Below are 22,668 nucleotides of genomic sequence, written 5' to 3' on the forward strand. Positions count from 1 at the left end.
GAACGCCGGCCCCGCGTGAACGGAGCCGGCGTGAGAATCGTCGATGACCTCAGTCGATGATCACTCCTGGCCGTCGAGGCGACCGAACAATTTGCCACCTGCGGCCTCGCCGGAGTCGATCGTCGCCGTCACCTTGTTCAGCGGAGCTTCGGAAACCGTGTCGACTACGAAGGTCACCCCATTGTCCGGCACCGCGTCGTCGGCGTCGGGCACCTCATCGACCGTAGCCAGCCACGGATCCGACACCCCGATATCACTGCTGTGCTGCACCCTGAGCGTCGAACCGTCGCGGTCAGCGATGGCCAGGCAGTTGAAGGTCAGAATGAGACTGCCGCCGCTCTCGGTCACCGTCGGCAGGTTGCCGTTGGCATCGTCGTCCGGATTGGCCACGCCGAGCAGGAAGGCCAAGCCGTCCTTCACACCGTCGCCGTTGGTGTCGCCCTCGAAGGTCACCGGACCCATGGAGCCCAGTACCTTCCAAGCATCGAAGCCGGTGGGAGCTCCACCGCTGACGAGCTTGATCTGCCCCGGGGTGTTGTAGTCGACCGTGTAGCCGGCAGGAAGGGTTCCTTCGCTGCCAAACGGACCTGGGCCACCCGGAGTGAGCGTGCCGGTGTAGGTCACGATCGTGTAGCTCCCCAAGGTGGCGCCCGCGCCGGGCTCGGTGATGCTGAGCGTGGCGGTGGTGATATCGAGATCGCCGTCGATCGCGAGCAAGTCGGCGGTAGCGCCATCCACCTCAATCGCAAGGGTTCCGGTGATCGTGGTGTTGCCGGTGACGCTCAGCGTTCCGACCGACGTTCCAGGCGCGACGGTGCCGGCTGCCGAGACCGCACCGGTGACCGTGCCGCTGCCGGTCAGACTATTGCCTGCGGAAATTGTGACCGTCGTCGCGGAGGCATTACCGTTGACCACAAGTTGGTTACCGGTCTCGGAGCCAGAGCCGTCGCCTACGATTAAGCTGTCCACATTGATCACGGACCCATCGGCACCCACCGTCAGAATGTTGTTATCCGAGTTGGCGGTAGCGTTGTTGGTGTAGCCGACATATACGGTCTGGTTGTTGGCATCCCACTGTGAGCCGGTGCCGGAAACCGTCAGCGTGTTGGCACTGGACTCTGAACCGGAGTTATTGGCACGACCGACATAAGCGCTACCGCCTGTCGACAGCTGCCCGCCGCCGGTCACTCCCACCCCATTGGCATTTGCCCTTCTGTCGTTGGTTTGAACGTATCCAACGGAGAGCTGATTCATGGCTGCCGAGCCACCGGTCACCAACAGCTGGTTCGCAGTCGAGACATTGTCGCCATTCTGGGCATTATTGATGTGGCCAACATACATATGCCTGATGTTGGTCAGCACACCGTTTTCGCTGACGGTGACCACGTTGTTGTTCGAACCAGTCCGCTCGCCAAAACCGATGTAGAAATCCCGGCCTGTGTTACCGGTAAAGGTCGAGGTGGCGGTGCCGCCTCCGATGGTCATGTGGGAGCCACCGTTCGTGTTATAGTAGGGATTACCAATCCGAACGTCGCCACCCGAGACATTCATCTGACCACCATCGGTAATGGTGATGGTGCTGTTGTTGTTGGTCCGGCCCCATACCAGGGTATTCACGCCAGTCACGACCGCGCTGCCCGCGAAACCGGCGCCATCGATGACCAACTGCTGATTGTCGTGGGACGTGTTCGAGGTGCTGAGATCGTTGCCGCCAAGATCCCAAGTCGAGGTTACCCCGTTGCCACCCACAATCGACATCGTGATATCGTCTGCTTGGAATGTCTGATTGCCCGAGCTGTTCAGGGTGCCGCCATTCGTGACGGACATCGAGCTGCCGTCTACCGTGAACCTCACCTGCGTACTGTTGCTGATCGTGCCGCCGTCGAGAACGAGCAAGCCGTCACCGGGGGTCGTGTTGCCGCTATACGAATTGTTACCGCTTAGCGTCAGCGTGCCGGTGCCAACTTTGGTCAGGCCACCCGTGTTGGTGCTGTCGATATCACCTGCCAAAGTCACGCTCTCGCCATTGGTATCGATGAGGATCGCCGATGCGCTGTTCTTGAGTCGAGCCGGGGTAGAGATGTCTCCGGCCGCACCCGCCGTGTTGTAGCTCAGCGTGCCTCCGGCGAAGGTGACATCGCCCCCGCTTCCGAAGGCCGTCGCCGATCCGGCGATCAAGGTTCCACCGTCGATTCGGGTCGTGCCGGTGTAGGTGTTGGCACCGCCGAGGGTCAGGGTATTCGGGCCGCCCTTGGTAAGGGCCCATGCCGTGCCGTCATCGGTGATCGGAGCGTCAACCGTTCCCGTTGCCCCGGATTGCACGAGGGCGAGGGCGTCGCTCTTGAGGACAAGGGATGGGGCAGCCCCACTGGCGAGCGTCACGTCCCCCTCTTCGAAGGTAAGGCCACCGATGTCCCGGGTTCCGTCCACAGTGACCGTGGAGATGTCGGTGGCGGTATTGCCGGCCGAAAAGGTCGCTATGCGGCCGGCCGTCCATGCAGCGGTGGCGACGTCGCCGGCTGCCGACTCGCTCCAGTTGGTATTGCCTGCGTTCCAGGTGCCGTCGACAACACCTGCGGTGTCGCCGGGGCCCGCAACGCTGTCATCGAGGTCCCAGAACGATGGAAGCGCACTTCCCACGGTGAGGGTGCCTGCGCCGCTGAGCCATCCAAAATCGGCGCTGGTGTAGACCCCGTTAGGCTGCTGGAAACCGCCAACGTAGAGCGCCGGGACGGTCTGATTGGCATTGAGAACCAGGTTGCCATTGTTGCGGGTAAGAGGACCGGCGCCAAGTGCATCGACGGTGTCCACGATGAGCGTCCCCGCAGACAATTCGGTGCCTCCTGTGTGGGTGTTGGCTCCGCTGAGCGTCCACTCGCCGTTACCGGCCTTGCGGAGCGAGACCGTACCACTGCCGTCCGAGATCACCCCGGAGAAGACGTTAACCGGGCCCGCGCTGCCGGCATACAGTTGAAAGCTCTTGAGACCGGTACCGGAGTTCACAAGATCCGTGCTGACCGTCACGGCATGGGTGGCATTGTCATTTCTGAGGTAACCAATGGCATCGTTATCTCCTTCAAATTCGATAGCCCGATTGGCCAACGTGAGAGGAGCTGTCGCAGAAGAATCAAAGTAGAGGATCTGACTGTTGTTGTCATTGAGCGTGTTGTACTCGTCACCAAAGATGATGTTGCCATTCTGAGTCGGACTATCCGCAAGATTGGAAATCCAAACCCTCATGGCACCACCGCTGGTCCCCTGGATTCTGAGCGGACCATTGAAGGAGTTGGCACCGAGGAGGTGACCTTCCGTATCGCCGTTGGGATTCTGCCTGAGGATGATCCCTCCGTCGCCAGAGATCGGGCCATTGATCCACCAGTCATTATTCCCCTGGAAGAGGATCGTGCTTCCGGGCACGTTATTCAAAACGAAGCCACGTGTGGAGGGTGAGGTCATCGATGTCCCACCACCACCCTGGACGTAAATCGTGCCGCCGTTGAAGATGACATCGCCGTTGGGATCCCCGAGACTCTTATCGGCGTAAACCTTGAGCCTGTGGGAGATCGTCCCATCTCCGTCAACTTGAGTGCCGCCGGTATGGGTATTGTCCGGGGCGCTTCCGCTGTTGGTACCGAACTGATGCTGGGCCGTTCCGGCAAAGATGATTTTTCCGCTGCCGGAAAAGACGCTCCGGCAGGTGCGATTGCTGGCGTCACCGAATGTCAGAGTGCCGGCGCCGAGGGTAACGCTGCTGCCATCACTGGTCTCCAGACCGCCGATGGTGACGTCGTTCCCGGCGACGTCCAGCGTGGTTCCGCCGGCCAAATTCACATTGTCGTCGCCGAAGACCGAACCCGATGCGCCTGCGCGCACCGTGCCCGCATCGTGGTTGAGGCGGCCAAAGGTATTCGCGCCTGAGAGCGTCAGCACGCCCGGACCGTTCTTGATAAGTTGACGGTTGCCATCATCACTGATGATGCCGGAAATCGTCAGGTCGTGATCCGTGTTGGTGGTGACGATCCGATCTGCATTTAGAGCCACATCAAGGCTGATGACATCGGCGAACGGTGTGCTTGTGGCCGTGGTCGTGACATTGCCTCCGAGCACGATGGAGTCGCCCGCGAGCGTGAAGACGCCCGTCTGGCCCGCGGACCCATTGTTGGTAAAATTGATGCCTCCGTAAGCCAGCGCCGCACCGAGGTCGTTCACCGTGCTGGTCTGCAGTTCACCGGCGAAGGTCAATGCACCGGATCCCGGAACGGAATCGTCGTCCCAGTTCTCGACAGTACTCCAGTTTGCGTCAGCACCACCGCCGTCCCAAGTGTTGGCGGCGTAGAGGGCGGGAGTCATCGGCAAGAGCAGACCCGCCATGATGATGGGATGTCTGCCACGAGTTCGGAGGGATGATATCGGTTTCATGGATTTGGGTAGGTCGGAGTCGGGGTTCGGGAGCCGTCCGTGGCGATCGAACCGAAGGTTCGACATGTCAGTGCTTTGGCGGGCCGAGAGTTTGAAAAAGTGAACGCTCAACCATGCGGCTCACGATTTTCGTAACGGTCACGGAAAAGCATTCCGCGCAGCCGGTCAAAGTCTTCCCTCCTCGACATCTGGACCATTTCTGGCCAGGTTTTTGCAATGGCTGCGAAGAGGTTCCTGACGATTTCAGAACAGTTGGCCGAACACCTGCGCCGCGAGTTGGCGCGGGGACGGTGGAACGGGCTGATGCCGGGCAAGCATCGGATCGCGAAGGAGTTGGGCCTCAACAACAAGACGGTCGAGTCCGCCTTCATACAGCTTGAAAAGGAAGGCCTGCTCGTCTCCCAAGGTGCCGGACGAAGGCGCCTCATCCAGCTTCCCGATTACTTCGGGTCGAAACGTATTCTACGCTTTGCCATCCTGTTCCACGACGCCGAAGACCGGGGACAGAGCTATCTGGTCAAGCTTCAGGATGAACTGGTACGATACGGCCATGCTGTGGTTTCCCCCTCCCAGCATCTGGTCGATCTGGGAATGAAGGCGGAACGGGTCGCTCGCGTCGTGGAGCGCACCGAGGCGGACGCATGGATTGTCATCAGCGCATCCTCCGACGTGCTGGAGTGGTTCCTCGCCGAGAAAAGGAAAGTCTTTGCCCTGTTCGGCCGGCGCCGGGAACTGCCGATCCCGGGGGTCGGCCCGAACAAACCGGATGCCTATGCGGCGGCCACGCGGGAGCTGATCCGGTTGGGACACCGGCGCATCGTGCTTCTTTGCCCGCCCGAACGGCGTCACCCCGAACCCGGCGCTTCCGAGAGGGCCTTCCTTGCGGAACTGGCCTCTCAGGGAATCCCCGTCGGCAGCTTTCACCTCCCGGAATGGGATGGAAGTGTGGAAAGCTTTTACCAGCGGTTGGAGTCGCTGTTTCACTTCAACCGACCCACCGCCCTGATCCTCGACGAGGTGCGGCTCTTCGCTGCCGCAAGATCGTTTCTCGCGGCATACGGAGTCCGCGTTCCGGAAGATATTTCCCTCGTTTGCACCGACTACGATGCGTGGTTCAACTGGTGCCGACCGACTGTCGCCCACCTCCGCTGGGACACCGGTCCGGTCATCCGCAGAATCGTCCGCTGGGCGTCGAACGTGAGTCGCGGGAAGCCGGACCTCCGCCAAGTCGAAACCCCTGTCGAATTCGTGTCGGGCGGAACCATCGGCCCACCGGGCGGCTGACACTATCCCCGGATGGAAGCACCGCGTGACGACCGGGGTGCTTGGACTCATCGCACGGTAGAAGCCTCCGACCGGATCGGATACCGATCGTCACATCAACAGCTGTAGGATACGAAAGGCCGTTGCGCATCCTTGGGGATGCCTTCGAAATCAATCTGATTCCAGCGCCTTCCAATCCGCTTCGGTGACGGCTTCCTTCTGATACTCCATCAGAATCTTCCAGCCGTCGTCTCCTTTCACCAGCAGCGCTTCGAACGCGACATACTCGGAAACCGGCTCACCTCCCTGCTTCTGCTGTGTGTAGAGAAATACACCGGATTCATGAGCGGTCTTGGCATCGCCATAGCGGTGCGCGAACCGGAAATCGACACTCGCCTTGATGAGCCCCGCCTTGGTGTCGATGAACTCCTGTCGCCATCGGGCCAAGGCCTGTGACAGCGGATAGCTGACCTTCTTCGAGCCGGAAACCAGTACGGCCTCCGGATGGCAGGTCGCCTTGTAGGCTTCGAAGTCACCTGTGTTAACCGCGCGGGAAACCTCGGCCCAGTAGGCATCGAGCTCCGCCAACCGCGTCGCATCCAGATCGGGCAAGGGCGTCACCTTGAACGAGCGGATCGCCACCGGGCCATGGTCACCCTGGATCGCGATGGGACCTTGAGCCGCATCGCCCTCAAGTGGAGCCGAGCGCGTCGGACCGGTGACTCCCACGCTGTCGTGCACCAGCTTACCGTTGATCAACACCTTCTCGAACGTGGCATCGCGGGTTTTCTTGCCGTCGGCATCGAAACGCGGCGCACGAAACACGATCTCCATCGTCTGCCACTCGCCTGGCGGCTTGGCGGCATTCACGAGAGGCGGAATTCCGCCGAAGCCTTCTCGCCCTTTGCCCCGGCTCGGGTCCCAGCGTTGATAAATCCCGCCAAGATCACCGGAGCCCGGTTTCCCCCGACCGAAGCTGTCGAGGATCTGAACCTCGTAGCGGCCGGCAACATAAACCCCGGCATTCGATCCCTTCGGCACCATGAACTCCAGTTCGATCCGGATGTCGCCGAACTCCTCCTTGGTCAATAGGTAAGGCGCCTTCTCGCCGCGCCTCTCCGCGTTGACCAGCACCTTGCCTTCGCCATCCAGAGCGAATTCGCCTTTCCCCTCGGTCTCGCGAACCGATCCGACCGAACGCCATCCCGAGACTGGACGGAAGTTCTCCAACACGTTACCCGCGAGAAGGTCCCGTGCTTGGGCATGGCACGGCGATGTCGCCGCAAGAATGCCCAAGGAACCAGCCAGAAACAGTTTCCTCATCATGCTGCCAATGAATACGACGCGGCTCCGGGCACCCAGTACGAACAGCCGGCTCAGCGCTCGGTCTTCAGCTTCCAGTCGTCGGTCCGGAACAACGAAGCCGGCAGACCCTCACCGTTGACGAGGTTGGCTCCCTCCGGATTCGACGCCCACGCGTAACGGACCGCGACGGGCTTGCTCACCTTGTCACTCGAGACGATCACGGACTCGCCGTCGATCTTGGCATCGGCCCAGAACCACTTCTGATCCTCGCCAGCGATCTCGAAGCGCTTCAGCGGTCCGCCGTCGCGACTCTTCAAACCCTTGGCGTGATCGAACTCGATGCGCACCTTGTCAGCTTCGATCTTGGAACCCTTGTAGAGCGGGCCCGAGATGACGATCCCGTCCTTGCCGTAATCCTTGGCGAGCGCCCAGCGTGCAAGGCGGTTGCCGACATCCAGCTTGTTGGTCGGGTGGATGTTGTTGGCCATGCCGATGTCGTTGATCACCGCCATCCCGGTCTTCGGCAGGGAAAGGGTGAGCAATTGGGCGTTCTGAAGCTCGGCCCATTCATCGGGTACCCCCGGCTCGGTGCTGGCCTTCTTGAAGTTCGCGAGCTGCACGAAATAGAACGGCAGCTCCTTCTTCCACAGGCGGCGCCAGTCGAGGATCAGCTGCGGGAAGATCGTCTCGTACTGCTTGGCACGACCGGCGTTCGATTCACCCTGATACCAGATCGCACCTTTCATGGCATAGCCGACCCACGGGTGGATCATGCCGTTGTAGATCGAGTTGGGGCGGTTCGGCTGAAGCGCCGGCGACGACGGCTTGCCCGGCTGGCGGGGAACGTTCTGCTTCTTCTCGGCCGTCTTGTTCGCCTCCTTGATTTCCGCGGCCTTCTTCTTCCATGCCGCCAGGGCCTTCTCATAGTTGGCGGTGGCACTACCTTCGTCGTACGACTTCACGGCCGCGTCGAGTTGCTCGACCAACCCCTTGCCTTCAGGCTCGGTGAGAAGCCCTTCCCTGCTGGTGAATGCCTCGGAGGGCTTGCCACCCCACGACGTGCTCAGGATGCCCACCGGCACACCGAGCTCCTGATGCAGCTTGAGGCCGAAGTAGTATCCGACGGCGGAAAACCGACCCACCGTCTCGGGACTGGTCACCAACCATGCTCCACCGACCTTGGTCTGGGGCGTCGCCGCCGTGACCCGGTCCGACTGGAAAAGCCGGATCTCCGGATAGTTGGCGGCCGCGATATCTTCCTTCGCCCGCTCGGTCTGGGAAAGCGACCACTGCATGTTCGACTGGCCGGATGCCATCCACACCTCTCCGACCAGCACATCGGCGACCTTGGCACTGCCGCTCGAGCTGCCGGTCACGGTCATCTCGCGGCCTTTGGCCTCGGCATCCATGGATGCCAGCTCGACCCTCCAAGCGCCGTCCTTGTCGGCCTTGCCGGTGACCTTCTGACCGCCGAACTCGACCGTCACGGTCTCACCCGGCTCTCCCCATCCCCAGACGGGAACCGCCTCACCCCGCTGGAACACCGCGTGGTCGCTGAACATCTTCGGCAACTCCACCGCCGCCGAAACCGACACCATCGCTCCCGAAAGAAGCGCCATCTGAAAAGGGCTTTTGAACCGCATCCTGCCGATACGCCGGACCCGGTCCGGAATTTACATTCCTTGCGGATCATTGTCGCTCATTTCCGACAGCCGGACCATTGCCCTTGCGATGCCCGATGCCGGTTGCATCTCTTTGCAGTCCAGCAGTTCGCGCGAACGATCCGCCGGACCACCTTTTTGCCCCCACTTCTCATGAGACTCCGCGACCTGTTCACCGTAGCTGTCCTCCTTCTCGCAATCCACGGAGCTCGAGCCGAGTCCGACCTTGAGCGGCCGGTTCATCTCCTCTGCGAAGGACAATCCGATCCGATCGCGACACCGGCCAAGCCGCGATTGACGTGGCGGCTGCTTTCGGAAGATCGCGGCGTCCAGCCCACCGCGTGGCAAGTGTTGGTCGCGAGTTCGGAAGAACTGCTGAGCAAGGACGAAGGCGACCTTTGGGACTCAGGCAAGACCGGCACCGAACGCCTGCCCGGCACGAAATACGAGGGCAAGGCCGTCGAGACGGGCACGGTTTGCCATTGGAAAGTCCGTTGGTGGGGTTCGGGCGACCAGCCCTCCCCATGGAGCGAGCCGGCCACTTGGGAGCCGGCACCCGGCAAGCCCGCCGACTGGAAAGGCGCGCGCTGGATCAATGACGGCGGCACCAACCCCGATAACGACGCCGACTTCTACAAGCCGGACCCTGCTCCCCTGATGCGGAAGGAGTTCAAGATCGGCAAGCCCGTGACCCGGGCACGGCTCCACGTCGCCGGGCTCGGATTGGGACATCCGAGCATCGATGGCGAGCGCCTCGACGACCACGTTTTCGACCCGCCGTGGACCCGCTTCGACAAGCGGATCTTTTTCCGCACCCACGATGTGACCTCCCAACTGAATGAGGGAACCCACTGCTTGGGAATCGAACTCGGAAACGGCTGGTACAATCCCCTCCCCTTGCGGATGTGGGGTCGCCGCAACCTCCGCGAGGCCCTGCCGGTCGGCCGGCCGCGCGCGATCCTCTGCCTTGTCGCCGAGCACTCGGACGGCACGACAACGGTCGTGACCTCCGGGGAGGAATGGAAAACCGCTCCCGGACCGACCTTACGCAACAGCATCTACCTCGGCGAGGAGCGGGACGCGCGCCTTGCCGTCGATGGCTGGAGCAAGCCCGGCTTCGACGACGCCAAATGGCAACCCGTCAAGGTCGCCGGCGAACCGCTCGAACCTCTTCAGCCATTGCTCATGCCACCCGTGCGGTTGGCTGAAGCCCTGCCCGCCAAAGCGGTGACCTCCCCGTCGGAAGGCGTCCACATTGTCGACTTCGGAACCATCTTCACCGGCATCCCCGAGATCGCGATCAACGCCCCGGCCGGCACCCGGATCGGTTTCCGCTTCGGTGAACTGCTCCACGAGGACGGTACCCTCAATCCGATGACCAGCGTCTGCGGCCAGATCAAGGGCACCCGCAAGGGACCCGACGGCAAACCGATGTCCGTCGGAGGTCCCGGCGCTCCCGAGATCGCTTGGCAGCAGGACGTCTACATCGCGCGCGGCGAAGGCGAGCGCTACCGCCCCGATTTCACCTTCCACTCCTTCCGCTACATGGAAGTGACCGGACTGTCGGAAGTGCTGGCCGACACCTGTCAGGCATTCCCGATGCGCACCGACCTCGCGGACACAGGCTCGTTCTCGTGCTCGAACGAGTCGCTCAATCGCATCCAGGAGATGTGCCGCCGCACCTTCCTCGCCAATGTCGTGACCGTGCAGTCCGACTGCCCGCACCGTGAGCGCTTCGGTTACGGCGGCGATATCGTGGCGACCAGCGAGGCCTACCTGATGAACTTCGACATGGCGAGCTTCTACGCGAAGACCGTCCGCGACTGGGCCGACTCCGCCCTTCCCGACGGACGCCTCACCGACACCGCACCCTTCGTCGGTGTCGACTACTGCGGCGTCGGCTGGGCCATGGTCCACCCGCTGCTGCTCGAGCAACTTTATCAGCACTACGGCGATCGTAGTTTGATCGAGGAACAGTTCCCGGTAGCGATGAAGTGGTTCGAGGTCGAAGCGGGACGCCGGAAGGACAACCTCGTCACCATCGGACTCGGAGACCACGAAGCCCTCGACAAGGGCCGCGGCCCGGCGGTCTCGACACCGATGTTCATCGACACCGCCCTGCGCATGGCCCGCCTGGCGAAGATCATCGAGCGGGGTAACGACGCCAAGCAACTCGAGGCATGGGCGGAGGAGTCACGGAAAGCCTGGGCCGAAGCATTCCTCAGCGAAAAGGGCGTGGTTGCCGACGGTTCCCAGTCCCAGCTGTGCTTCGCACTCGGATTCCACGCCGCGCCCGAAGGCGCACGGAAGGATGTTTTCGCGCGCCTCATCGACAACCTCACCGCCCCCGAGGACAGCCCGCGTCTGAGCACCGGCATTTACGGGACGCGGATCCTTCTGGAGCAACTCTCGGCCAACGCTCGTTCCGACCTCGCCTACTCGCTCGCCGATCGCGACACCTTCCCGTCGTGGAAGTGGATGCTGGAAAACGGTGCCACCACCTTATGGGAACACTGGGCCGGAAGTGACGGCACCTACTCGAACAACCACCCGATGTTCGGTTCGGTCTCCGAGTGGTTCTTCCGCTGGCTCGGCGGCATCCAATGCGCGCCTGACGCCGTCGGTTTCGACCGCGCCGTCATCCGTCCCCAGGTGGTCGGCGATCTCACGTGGGTGAAGAGCTCCCATGAAACCATCCGCGGCACCATCACTTCGGACTGGTCGATCGACGGCAAGGTCCGCCAATTCGACATCACCATCCCGGTCGGAGTCACCGCGAAGGTGGAACTGCCCGCCAAAGCCGGCGACATCATCACCGAAAGCGACAAGCCTCTTCAGGACCGCAGTGACATCGGCTTCACCGACCGCGGTGACGGACTCGGCATCGAAATCGGCAGCGGGAGCTACAGCTTCAAGGTGACCACTCCCTAGTGAATCCGGGTCACGGGATCTCCCACTTGTAGGGAGCCTTCGAGATCAGCTCGTTGCCGCCCGGGGTCACGTGGATCGTGTCCTCGATGCGGACGCCTCCGATGCCGCGATAGTAGAGACCTGGCTCGACCGTCACGACCATCCCCTTCTTGAAGCGCCACTTCGCACCGAGCCGCATGAACGGCGCTTCGTGGACCTCGAGGCCGATTCCATGTCCGAGACCATGGAAGAATCCTTCCGGCTCGGTGGAGTTCTTGATCGTCTCGTAGCCCTCCTTGGCGAAGAACTGCTCGATCGCCTGCTGGACCTTACCTCCTGACACACCCGGCTTGATCATGTCGATACCCATTCCGTGGGCCTTCTTCACGGTCCGGACGAGCTTCTTCTGCGCGTCGCTCGCCTTTCCCTTCAGGAAAGTGCGGGTCATGTCGCCCCAGTAGCCGTCCTCGGTTCGCCGGGGGAAGATATCCACCACGATAAGCTCGTTGGGCCGGATCGGTCCGGAGCCGGCGTTGTGGCATTCGCAAGCCTGGTCGCCACCCGCCGCGATCGTGTGCTGGGCAATGGCGTCTTTCTCTAGCGCCGCCTGACTGATGAGTTCCCGCAGACGCTCGGAGGTCAGCACCCGCCCTTGGTGGATCAGCTTGCCGCGTTTGACTTTCGATTCGGCCAGCGTCTTGGCGACGATCCGGAAACCGGCGGCGCTGGCATCGTTGCCCTTGCGCAATGCCTCGACCTCTTCCGCGGTCTTCTGGACACGCTCCGGAAACAGGCCGCCGTTTTCATCCGGAGTAATTTTGAGTCCGGCCTCGCTCAGTGCGAAAGCCAGCCCTGCGGGGAACCGGTGGCTCACCCGGAACTCGTTCACACCATAGACTTTGGCGAGGTGACGCACGATCTGCGTCTCGTCCGGCTTCTTACCCTTCGGCAGCTTGAACCGCTTGGCGGCCTCGCTTTCGACTTCGGGCAGGAGGAGCACTTCATCGAATGCCGACTCATCCTGCATTCGGCCGTACTCCATACTGCTGGAGAGGCCGACCTTGCGACCGTCGACACCGAAGGCAAGATAGGGATCGAATGCGGAGAAGCGGCTGAAGTACAGCATGTCCGGATCGCTCGCATCCGCATGGAAAAGGATAGAACTCGTCTCCGCCGCGCTGCCGTTTGCGGCGCCTTTTTTTCGGTTCAACATGGATTTGGAGGGGTGCGACCCATTGCGGGTCGCGGGGATACTGACCACAACGGCACCCGCATGGCCATCTGTCTTTGAACTGCAAACCCTTGGAATATCGGAATATCAGGCGATCTAACCACTGAACTCATCTTTTCCGCAGGCACGCCATGATCTTCTGCAACCCTCCGCACGACAACGAAATCAGAGTCGTTCCATGCGGCTTTTTGACGCGTATTTGCGGACCCGGAACAGACGAGAAAATGCGCCTTGAGACCACCTATTTGCTATCTTCACCAAGCAGCGGAACCCCGTAGAAACCAGCGGCATTGCTCCCCATGACTTTGGCAAGGACCCCGTCACCCTTATCCCGGAAGTAGCTGCGGGTCAGATCCAATACCGATGCGTAATCGCCCGTGCGCCGCGTGACCGGCCAATCACTTCCGTAGATCAAACGGTCCTCTCCAAAGCAGTCCCATGCCAGATCGAGGATCTCCCTGTAGGCGGACAGAACTTTAGGCGCCGGCGGACTCTGAAATCGGCCATAGAGGGCGGAGACCTTGCAGCGCACGTTCGGGCACTTGGCCACCTTGCGGAACTCGGCAACCCACGCCGGATCGAGCGGCTCGCCGTCGAGCACCACGTTGCCGAAGTGATCGATGATGATCTTCAGCTCCGGCACTGCCGTGGCGATCTCCTTCACGTCTTCGAGATCATATTTGCCGACAAGGAAGTCCACCGTTCGCCCACGCTCGGCGGTCAGCTTCAGGTCACGGTAGAACGCTTCGTCGAGATCTTCCCGGAGGCGACCGGAAAGCCGGTAGCCGACGTAGCGCGGATCCTCGCAGAGCTTATCGAACAGAGGGCGGAATTCATCGCTGCCGATCACTTCCGACAGATTCCCGACCACGCCGCGGAACAACGACCTGTTCTTCGCGGTGACATCGAGATTCCACTGGTTGTCCGGAAGACTCTGACCTGCCTGCACGACCACCACCCCGCCGACGCCATTCTCCTTCGCCAGCTTCTCGAAATCCGCAGGCGTATACGAACGGCGAAGCACCTTGTCGTCCTCCTTGATCCAATAGATCCCCTCCGGCCTCGACAGATCCCACAGGTGCACGTGGGTGTCGATGACTTCGGCCCGGACCATGAGACCGATCAACCAAAGCGCCGATCCGATTCGGAGAGCATTCATACTCCCACTACGCATCACGCTGGCCTGCCTTCGCAACACGTTTGCCAGGGATCACTCGAGGTAATCGCGGATCGAATGGAGCCTCAACTTCCTCGACGACGGATCGTGATACACGAAGAGCATCGCCCGGGTGTATTCGCTCACCGGCCACGTCGAACTGAAGAAAGGCACGGGCTTTTCTTCCTGCTCGTAGAACAGGGATGCGTGGCACAGGCGCCCGTTGCCCTTGTCCGCCTTAGGCTCGACGATCGCGTGTTCGCCAGGGCGAAGGGCGAACTTCCTAGTGCCGACCACGCCGCCGATACGCACGCCGGCGGCGTTCACAAACAGCATCTCGCCGCCACCGAAGCCGTTGGCTCCATCCTCGATTGCAACCATCTCGAAACCGTCGGAGTTATCCGCCCCCTTCTTCACGATCAGGACCAATTGCTTGGAAGCTGACAGCGCGGTGGCTTTCCCCAGCACCTTGAACACCGGTTCGTCATCTTCGTTGAGCGTCGTCTCGCCGATGACCCACGCGGATTGCGCGGGAACGGAGTAGGTCTTCGACAACTCGTTGCTGAACACCTCCAGTTCCTCCGTCTTCCCCTCCCCGATCAACAGCTCGACCTTCAGCGGCTCGACCGACTTAGGGAAGCATACGAAGCGGAGGCTGACCTTCGACACATCCTGTGAGAACGCGAAAGGCGCAGCGGCACAGAAGACGGCACCAAGGACGGCGAGTCGCGAAATCAGATTCATGACGATCATCAGATTTCCGAAGGCGTCAGCCAGCGGAAGGAAACGAGTTCGAACTTCCTGCCGAACTGCCGGTTGGCCTCCACGGCCAGCTCGGCCTGTTCCGTTTCGGGTTGATCCTCGGCATCAAGATACTCGGGCAACCGCTGCACGACGGCCTCGCACCATGCGCGGGCCTGAACCTTGCCGCTCGGGTCACGGGAGTCGCCATAGGTCCGGATCACGAAGGTGTCACCACGAGGCGTCAGCTGGGCACCCAGATGACGGAGCACGTCGGCTTGGTCGACATAGGCGGCACTTCCATATGCCACCGGCCCCTCAAGCGCTTCACGGAAGGCCGGGGTCATGCCACCGGTCTCAAGTTCCCGTTTCTGGTTCCGGAACCCTTGGTTGATCGAAACCTTCGGGTCGTCGAGAGCGGCCTGCAGCGCACCCTTGGCGGAGAGTTCCCCGTTTCTGGAATCGAGGCGGCGGTTGACGAATTCGGACAACGAGAGGAACGGGCCGCGTTCCCTCACCTGGCGGACCATCGCCTCGGCCAGTTCCTCGATCTCCTGATCGCTGAGCTCACGTGCCCCCAGCCATTGGTCCGGTTCGCTCGGATCATTCGGGCTGCGGTCGATCGGCCGACCTGCCGGGACATTGAATCCGTTGACCGGGGTCCCGTCACTGGTGCTCGTCTCCTCGAGTTCGGTGCCTCCGTTCATCGAGCCTTCCTTATCGAGATACGCGACCGGTTTCCCGCGCAGGCTCGAAAGGAACACCTTCCATGCGTCCACCGAGGTGGAGTTCACATTGAACGCCCCCTCGACAATCAGGTGCGCGGCGATCCTGTCCGCCAATCCTCCGCGCCATTGCTCGTCGGTCCTGAAAAGATCGGTAAGACCGTTGGGACTCAGGCCTCCGATGTACGGGACCATGCGGCGATTGGGCAGCGGCTCTTCTCCGAAGAAAAACTCCGACGCGATTCTCTCGGCGGGCTTGTTGGCACGCGTCTGGAACACCTTGGCACTCGCGCTTTCGGGAGTGATCGACGAGAAGAAATAGTCATCCCAGAGCGCCTTGTTCGCGAGATACGAGTGGTCGGCGAGGGTCACGCGACTCGCGCCATTGTCGGCATTGAAGGTTCGCTGGAAGTCGCTCACGAACGCACGGTCGGCCGGAATCAGCGGGTGGGCGTAGGAGTTGCCGATCGCCTGCAACGTATGCGGGAACAGACCGGCCTGACCGGTGGCGGTGACATTCTGGTTGAGGTGCTTCCCTCCGACTTCGTCCCGCGCGATGCTGAATCCGCCGAGGTGCGCATGACTCAGGGCCGCGATCGAGATCGGCGGAACGAGCGGCACCTCCTGCTGGACCACATTCGTGACGCCCGATTCCGGCGTGTAACCGCCGCCATAGTAGCCCTGGTCATCGACGCTGACCTGCACCGGAGCCTCGAACACGTCGTTGATTTCCTCGACCCACCAGTTCCAGCCAACGTTGTAGAGGGCGTTGCCCGAGTGATCGTCGATGAATGGAGCGGAAAGCGCACTCGAGTGAAGGAAAGGCCGGCTGGCGAACTTCCGGCCACCGGCGACTCCCCCGTTCGAACCCTCGCTGGTTTCGGTTCCCGCCATCAGGGAGAATTGCATGAACGGCCAGCCCTCCTTGCGGTCGGAGCGGGCAATGATGTTCGATCCGCTGCGCGAGGCGGCAGTGATCGTCGCACTCCCGCGCGGAAATCCCTTGCCGATCAGCGTCTCGTTGAAGCCGACCTGCTGCCCCCCGCCACCATTGCGCGAGTTGAACTGGTAGTTGCGGCGCCACCACGTTCCGCCACCGGCGTAGCTCTGGTGGTTGGTCTGGATGAAGTGGAAGAAGAAGGCCGCTCCTTTCGATCCGTCGCCATTCGGAAGTTGCGAGTTGTCGCCGGTAATCTCGAAGGAGATCCGGTCGCCGGAACTGAACGGTAACTTGCTATCGATCACGCTGACCCCGGTATCCGGCGCAGCCGAACGGTTGAAGAACATGAACGACTCGGGATCCCAGCCCGGCGCGGCCTCGTGACCTTCGTAGTACTTGTCCGTCTTGAAGAGGAACTCGTCCTTGAACATGTTGATGTGCCCGTCGCCGTTCTTCTTCATACCGCTGACGTCCCCGCTGAAGGGCAACGAGAAGGTCTTCACCTCGCCGGGTTCGAAACGGATCGGACGTTTGCCCGAGAAGTACATGTTGAAGATGTGGGCCTTGCCGCCGCCGTCGCCGCAGGCCAGCCACGACATGTTCTGCGGCTTGCTCCACGGGTCACCGTTCTTCCTGAACTTGATCCGGATCGGCAGATTGCCCATGCGCGTCATCTGGGCGTAGAGGTTGGGATCCGACGCGCAGCGCATGACCAACGGAACATTGGTCGGATTCCAGAGCGTGATCGCCGGCGTGATCCCGATGCGCAACAGGTGGCTGTCCGGATTGGGATTCGCCCGGGTCGGCTTGGGCTTCGGGTTGATCTCCTCGGCGAAGAGACTCAACAGGAACTGGACTTTGATCGGAACCGGCTGGCGGTAGAGATTGGTGTAGGCCTTGAGATACTTCTTCTGTCCCTCGGGATTCTTTTCCCCGAAGTCGGTCGAGACGACCTGATAGCCGTCGCTCATCAGATTCGACGAGTAGAGCAACCCCTCGTTCCAACCATCGCGGTAGGAATCATAGAGCTGGTAGTAAGCCGCAAGGTCGTGGATCGGCACGCACTCCTGGTTGTCGGGGCCACCCATCCACTGGTCCTTGGTGTTGAACTTGTAGAGCATGAAATCATCGCCCGTCTCGCGCGGCATGCCGCTCCGGTCGTCCGCGATCGGCCGCTCCAGCAGCGTGCTGAGATCGCGCTTGAGACCGCCCTCCCGAACGTCCGCGAGCACGCTGTAGGAATAGGGTGTCACCGAATGGAATCCCTCCGACGGGGCCCCGGCGGCACCATCGACGAGATCCATCGTCTGCAGCGATGGCAGACTTCCGAGCTGAACCTCACCCTCGGCGGTCACTCCTTCGAGACCGTCAACCGCCTTGGTCCCGGTGGAACCCGCCGCCTGCTGGCGGAACAACCGCTCGGCAAGTGTGGGGGCCTTCGGATCCGTCTCAAAACGGTCGTCCATCACCCGCGCCTTCTGACTTTCGTCGCCAACCCACCATGCGTAGCTCCCGGTATCCGTTTCGATCAACCTCGCACTGACGAAGTCCAGCGGATCGGAGTTATCGCCCAATGACCCCTCGCCCACAAGCAAGGCAGCTTCGGTGTCTTCTTCGGGCAGCAACAGGCCGTCGAGATCGATGTTCTCCGCGGAGGCGAGATCCTCGAGTTCGCCGGGCGTGAGAGACAGCAGCCAAGAATGGAAGTGATCCTCGCGGTGCTTGTCGTAGGTCGGCTTCATGCCGCCGATGCCGCGACCGTCAATCGTGGCGTGATAGCTGATGCCGTCGACGGCCGAGGTGTCGCTCTGCCCTGCCTTCCAGGAGCTCCAGACTCCGGTCCAATGGGGATTGGGAACCGCTCCATCACCTGAGTCCGCGCTCGCCAGAATTGACGCGTTAGCGGAAACGCGTTGGTCGGGCCCCAAGGCCTCCTGCAGTTGACCAAGAGCCATCATCATCGCCATCCGGGCATTCGCCCGCGCCTCGCCTTGGGCGGTCGCGCGGCTTGAGGAACTGACCGTGATCGAGGCGAGACCGAGCAGGCCGACTGCTACCAGTGCAATCAGGACCATCATGCTGACGGTCACGACCAGCGCGAAACCTGCATCCCGCTTGCGGCAAAGATGTATGGTTTGAGAGATTCGGGGTCGGATGCGTGAAGAAAATCTCATGGTCGTCACCACCTTGTATTCACGCTAAGAAACTACATTTCACCCCTCTCCGCATCCCAAAAAGGCCAACCACGGACTCCTATTCCCGCCTTTCATTCATCTTTTTGCGCCTACTCAATATCCGCATTTTAGCGACTCCCGGACGCATCGGCGCCTCTGAGGATGAACATAACAGTCCCGCAATCAGGGACTCGCAGCCGCCAACCCCCAAATCACCAGCAAGATTACCCCGATTCGATCGGCGCGGAATTCCACCCCTTTTCCAAGGGGTCCCGCCTTCAGATCGCAGATCAGCAGGAATCAGGCGAGAACTCCCGCGGCACCGGGATACCACGCCGGCAGAACGGTCGGAGTCTCCTCAAAGTAGGCGAGCACCTCATCCGGCACATGGCGCCGGTGGACGATCACCGTGTAAACGTGCTCGTCGAACCAGTCGTCGTGGAGACTCCAGAACCCCTCGTCTCCCTGCTCCTTGCCCCAGCTGTTTTCCACCAGCCACTTTTTCGGGCGACCTTCCGAGTCGAGATCGACACCCATCAGCGCCATCGCGTGATTCGACACATCGGAGTGGAAGCGAGCGCGGTCAGCCTTGCTGAGCGTCAGGTCGATGCCGAACAGCGCCTCGTAGTCGAGCAGCTTGTCCTGCATGATTCCGAGCTCCCTCGACTGGTCGTAGCCCATGTTGACGGCGAACCAGAGAGGCTCATTGGCCTTGATCGAGCGGATCGACGCCTGCCGGATCACGTCCATGTCGACATTGACGAACCCCATGTTCTCCGAGTCGACCATGTTGCGGGCCCGATCGAAGCGGTAGTGCCGGTTCAGTTCGTTCTTCGGATCGTTGTAGAGGCAAACGAAGTCGGACATCGCGCAACCGACATAGCGCTTCCGGAATGACTTCGGAGTGAAGGATTCGGACTCGCCGAGGGCGGGATCCGTCACGGTCCGCATCTCCGCCTCGGGATCCGAGCGGTCCGGCTTCGTCGTCCGACGGTAACGCCACTCGAACTCCGTCGGCGGCTCACCCAGATTGATCACGAGGAAGCGGTAAACCTCAGCGAGTGCCTCGGACTTGATGGCTCGCAGCTCGGCCATCGTTCCGCCATCGGCATGACGGTTGAGAAGCTTTGCCGAGTAGGTTCGGATCAACCGCTGCAGAACCAGATTCATGGTCGCGGTATTCGAGCTGCCGTGGGTCTCGGGCATCACACTGCTCGGAACGACTCCGTATTTCTCCACCAGTGCGGCGAGATAGTTCCACCATCCGCCGTCTTCCATGCCCCAGCGGTTCAGAAGCTCCCAGTCCCGCTCAAGGTAGTCGATGTCCCGGAGGTCGATGACCGACTCGAGGAAAAGATTGGCCCGCTCCATCCGGTCCCAGAATTGGAGGAAGGCGACGGAGAACTCGAATTCCTCCATGCCGTGGTCGCGAATCACCTGCGGCCGGATCACGTTCAGCGCCGCGAACATCCAGCACCGGCCCGATTTCTTCTGGTTCGTCACGCCACGGCTTCTGATGCGGTGACTGAAGTGGTCGTCGACCTGGCTCAACGCCTGGCGGTTGAGGGCCAAGTCATCGATCGCGTTGTTGGTCACCGCGTTGTGCCGGAGACGGTCGGCCTCCACCATCCGGTAGCCGGCGCGAATCTCTTCGACGACCTCGGGGTCCAGGCTGCCCTCGCTGCTCGGGGCCGGGGCGTTCGCGGGTCTGCGGGCAAGGGCTGCTTCTTCAGGTGTCATTGCGACCTAAGATGAATGCTGGAATCTGACAGGTCGCAGCAAGTCCGCTCAAGACCCATGATGCGACAAAGGAGTTCGTTTTTCCGACACGTCCCCGATCCCTACCTTGGTTTATTCGGGATGATACAAGACTTGTCAGAGGCCATTAAAGCTCTATCTGGAGAGCCATCGGAACCATCCATTTCATTCTCGGATTTCCGGCTTTCTCTCGCATCTGCACGCCCACACCCATCCACCAAAGACATTGGTGTTCATAAGGTTTCATAAGCGCTGGAGCCACGTTTCGGGACCATCTCCGCCGCAGGATCCGAACCGAAAAGCGGGCAAAAATCGTCTTTGGAATCACTCAATTCGGTCCTGATCATTCCATATGCGCGCTTAGCTCGCTTTTTTACGTCAATCCGACCTTGTGCTCCCCCAATTGCTGGGCAACGATGCCCCCCAGCGCCCCGGAAAACCATGGCCCGGGCATGCGGCAGCCCATGAACAACGAAGCGGGAAACAGGAAACTCAAGGTGGCCATTTCACTGGAAATGGATTGGGGGTTCAATCGACATCAGGAGACCTTCGCCGGCTGTCATGCCTACGCCCAAAAGGCCGGCTGGGAGTGCCAGATCCACCCGGCACCGGACCGCATGCTGACCAGTTCGGGCAAACTCCCCTTCGATGGCATTCTCGCCCGGGTGACCCCCGACATGGCCAAGGCGGCGAAGCAGGCCGGCATTCCGATCGTCAACGTCTGGATGAACACCCCCGCCAAAGGGGTGCCCTCGGTATTCGCCGACTCGGCACTCGCAGGACGGATGGCAGCGGAGCACCTGATGGGCCGCGGTTTCCGACAGTTCGGCTTCCTCGGGCACCAGCGCGACATCGACTCCCAAAGACAGTGGAACGGGTTCAGCGAGGCGCTGCGCAGTCATGACTTCACGGCCTCACACCACCGCTTTCCCCGGGTCAGCGTGGAGGGCGTGGCCCCGGGCTGGGAGCGTTTCATCGCACGTCTCAACCGTTGGATCGATTCGTGGAAGACGCCGATCGGCGTCTTTGTCACCCAGGACATCTACTGCCGGTATCTGATCGATGTCTGCCGGTCGAAGGGACTCCATGTGTCGCAGGACGTCGCGATCATCGGCGCCGGCAATGAAACGATCGTCTGCGACAGCCCCCCTCCCACCCTTTCCAGCATCGACTTCGGCTTCTCCCGGATCGGCTACCGGGCCGCGGAACTGCTCGACGACCTGATGCGTGGCGGTGTCGCTCCCTCAAGTCCGATTCTCGTTCCACCGGCAGAGCTGGTGCCGCGTCAATCGACCGACGTCTATGCCGCGGACGATCCGATGGTCACCAAGGCGCTCCGCTTCATTGCCGAAAACAGCCATCACCGGATCGAGGTGAAGGAAGTGGTGACCGCGGTCGCGACCAACCGTCGTTCGCTGGAGCGGAAGTTCAGGCAGTTTGTCGGCACCAGCATCGCCGGGGAGATCACCCGGCTGCGCCTCGAGCGTGCCAAGCGCCGGATCGTCGAGACCGACGCGCCGATGAAGGACGTCGCCCTCGACGCCGGCTTCCGCAATGCGGACCACTTCTACAAGGTCTTCTCGCGGGTCGAGGGGATTCCCCCGAGCCAGTTCCGGGAAGAGCACCAGAAGGTGTTCCTTCAGGAGTAGCGCGCGTCCTCAGTCGAGTTCGAGAGGCACGATCCACGCGTTGCGGAAACGCACCGGGTTGTCGTGTCCTTGGAACTTGATCGGCCCCGGTTCCGGTCCCTCCTTCTGGCCCGCGCCGGTCTTGCGCGGGATCTCGAAGTCATCGTGGATCAACTTGCCGTTCTGATAGACGGTGATGCGGGCGTTCTCCGTCTTCTTGTCCCCGTCGAAGCGCGCCGCGCGGAAGACCATGTCGTAGCTCTGCCATTCCCCCGCCTTCTTGCAGACCAATTGGTCGGGCTTCTTGATCTTGTAGATGCTCCCGCAGTAGCTCGCTTTGTAGTCCTCCTCGGAAACCCCGAACGAGTTGAGAATCTGTACCTCGTAGCGCTTCTGGATGTAGATCCCGGAATTCCCGTTCGCCTCCGGATTGTCGGTCTTTCCGTTGTCGTTGACGTTGAATTCCACGTGTAAGCGGAAGTCACTGTAGTTCTCCTTTGTCACCAGACTGTCCCACTTCGGCGAAGCGGTGAGCACACCATCCTCGAACACCCACTTGCTCGGGATGTCGTCTTTCTCGGGAACCAAGGCGTGCCCGTCCTCGGAAATCAGAAGCGTCGCGTTTTCCGGACGCTCCATCGATTCGGGGCCGATCACTCCTTTGGTGGTTACGCCATCAGCGGCGAATGCGGAAGGTGAGATCAAAAGGGCGGCGAGAAGCGGAAGCGGTTTCATGGTAAACGGTGGATGGAGGCAG

Annotated in this window: 12 protein-coding genes; 3 read left to right on the plus strand and 9 right to left on the minus strand. The window is 61.3% G+C overall.

Translation table 11 applies throughout. The features are described 5' to 3' along the window. Window positions 1-60: 60 nt before the first annotated feature. Window positions 61-4,371, minus strand: a complete 4,311-nt coding sequence (locus HAHE_RS01040) for a beta strand repeat-containing protein (RefSeq protein ID WP_338687776.1) — start codon at window positions 4,369-4,371, stop codon at window positions 61-63. A gap of 264 nt (window positions 4,372-4,635) precedes the next feature. Here HAHE_RS01040 and HAHE_RS01045 point away from each other — a divergent pair, with 264 nt between their 5' ends. Next, window positions 4,636-5,703 carry a substrate-binding domain-containing protein gene (locus tag HAHE_RS01045; RefSeq protein WP_338687778.1) on the plus strand — a complete coding sequence of 356 codons (1,068 nt, stop codon included), beginning with the start codon at window positions 4,636-4,638 and terminating at the stop codon, window positions 5,701-5,703. 150 nt (window positions 5,704-5,853) lie between these two features. Here HAHE_RS01045 and HAHE_RS01050 read toward each other — a convergent pair whose 3' ends face one another. Both HAHE_RS01050 and HAHE_RS01055 read right to left on the minus strand, forming a co-directional pair. Beyond that, window positions 5,854-7,008, minus strand: a complete 1,155-nt coding sequence (locus HAHE_RS01050) for a family 16 glycoside hydrolase (protein WP_338687780.1) — start codon at window positions 7,006-7,008, stop codon at window positions 5,854-5,856. 50 nt (window positions 7,009-7,058) lie between these two features. Beyond that, a complete protein-coding gene (locus HAHE_RS01055) occupies window positions 7,059-8,606 on the minus strand; it encodes a sialate O-acetylesterase (RefSeq protein WP_338687782.1) in 1,548 nt (515 codons plus the stop codon). Between the two features lie 195 nt (window positions 8,607-8,801). Between HAHE_RS01055 and HAHE_RS01060 the strand changes: the two genes are divergently transcribed. Beyond that, window positions 8,802-11,579, plus strand: coding sequence for a family 78 glycoside hydrolase catalytic domain (locus tag HAHE_RS01060; RefSeq protein ID WP_338687784.1), 2,778 nt, complete (start codon window positions 8,802-8,804; stop codon window positions 11,577-11,579). A 10-nt stretch (window positions 11,580-11,589) separates the two neighbouring features. On the opposite strand, the gene HAHE_RS01065 is transcribed toward HAHE_RS01060, so the two are convergent. The 5 genes from HAHE_RS01065 to HAHE_RS01085 form a co-directional block, all read right to left on the minus strand. Then, on the minus strand, window positions 11,590-12,771 hold the full coding sequence (locus tag HAHE_RS01065; RefSeq protein ID WP_338687786.1) for a M24 family metallopeptidase: 1,182 nt from the start codon (window positions 12,769-12,771) through the stop codon (window positions 11,590-11,592). A gap of 259 nt (window positions 12,772-13,030) precedes the next feature. Then, window positions 13,031-13,948: an amidohydrolase family protein gene (locus HAHE_RS01070; protein WP_338687788.1), complete on the minus strand. Its 918-nt coding sequence runs from the start codon at window positions 13,946-13,948 to the stop codon at window positions 13,031-13,033. Between the two features lie 51 nt (window positions 13,949-13,999). Next, window positions 14,000-14,689: a hypothetical protein gene (locus HAHE_RS01075; protein WP_338687791.1), complete on the minus strand. Its 690-nt coding sequence runs from the start codon at window positions 14,687-14,689 to the stop codon at window positions 14,000-14,002. 8 nt (window positions 14,690-14,697) lie between these two features. Beyond that, a complete protein-coding gene (locus HAHE_RS01080; protein ID WP_338687792.1) occupies window positions 14,698-18,429 on the minus strand; it encodes a hypothetical protein in 3,732 nt (1,243 codons plus the stop codon). A 396-nt stretch (window positions 18,430-18,825) separates the two neighbouring features. Continuing rightward, on the minus strand, window positions 18,826-20,265 hold the full coding sequence (locus tag HAHE_RS01085) for a C1 family peptidase (RefSeq protein WP_338687793.1): 1,440 nt from the start codon (window positions 20,263-20,265) through the stop codon (window positions 18,826-18,828). 482 nt (window positions 20,266-20,747) lie between these two features. Here HAHE_RS01085 and HAHE_RS01090 point away from each other — a divergent pair, with 482 nt between their 5' ends. Next, window positions 20,748-21,932 (plus strand): DNA-binding transcriptional regulator, encoded by a 1,185-nt coding sequence (locus HAHE_RS01090; protein ID WP_338687794.1) that lies wholly within the window; start codon window positions 20,748-20,750, stop codon window positions 21,930-21,932. A 9-nt stretch (window positions 21,933-21,941) separates the two neighbouring features. Here HAHE_RS01090 and HAHE_RS01095 read toward each other — a convergent pair whose 3' ends face one another. Continuing rightward, the gene (locus HAHE_RS01095) at window positions 21,942-22,646 is read right to left on the minus strand and encodes a DUF1080 domain-containing protein (protein WP_338687795.1); all 705 of its coding nucleotides are present in this window, start codon (window positions 22,644-22,646) and stop codon (window positions 21,942-21,944) included. Between the last annotated feature and the right edge of the window lie 22 nt (window positions 22,647-22,668).

It is taken from the genome of Haloferula helveola, from assembly GCF_037076345.1.
Taxonomy (GTDB): Bacteria; Verrucomicrobiota; Verrucomicrobiia; order Verrucomicrobiales; family Akkermansiaceae; genus Haloferula; species Haloferula helveola.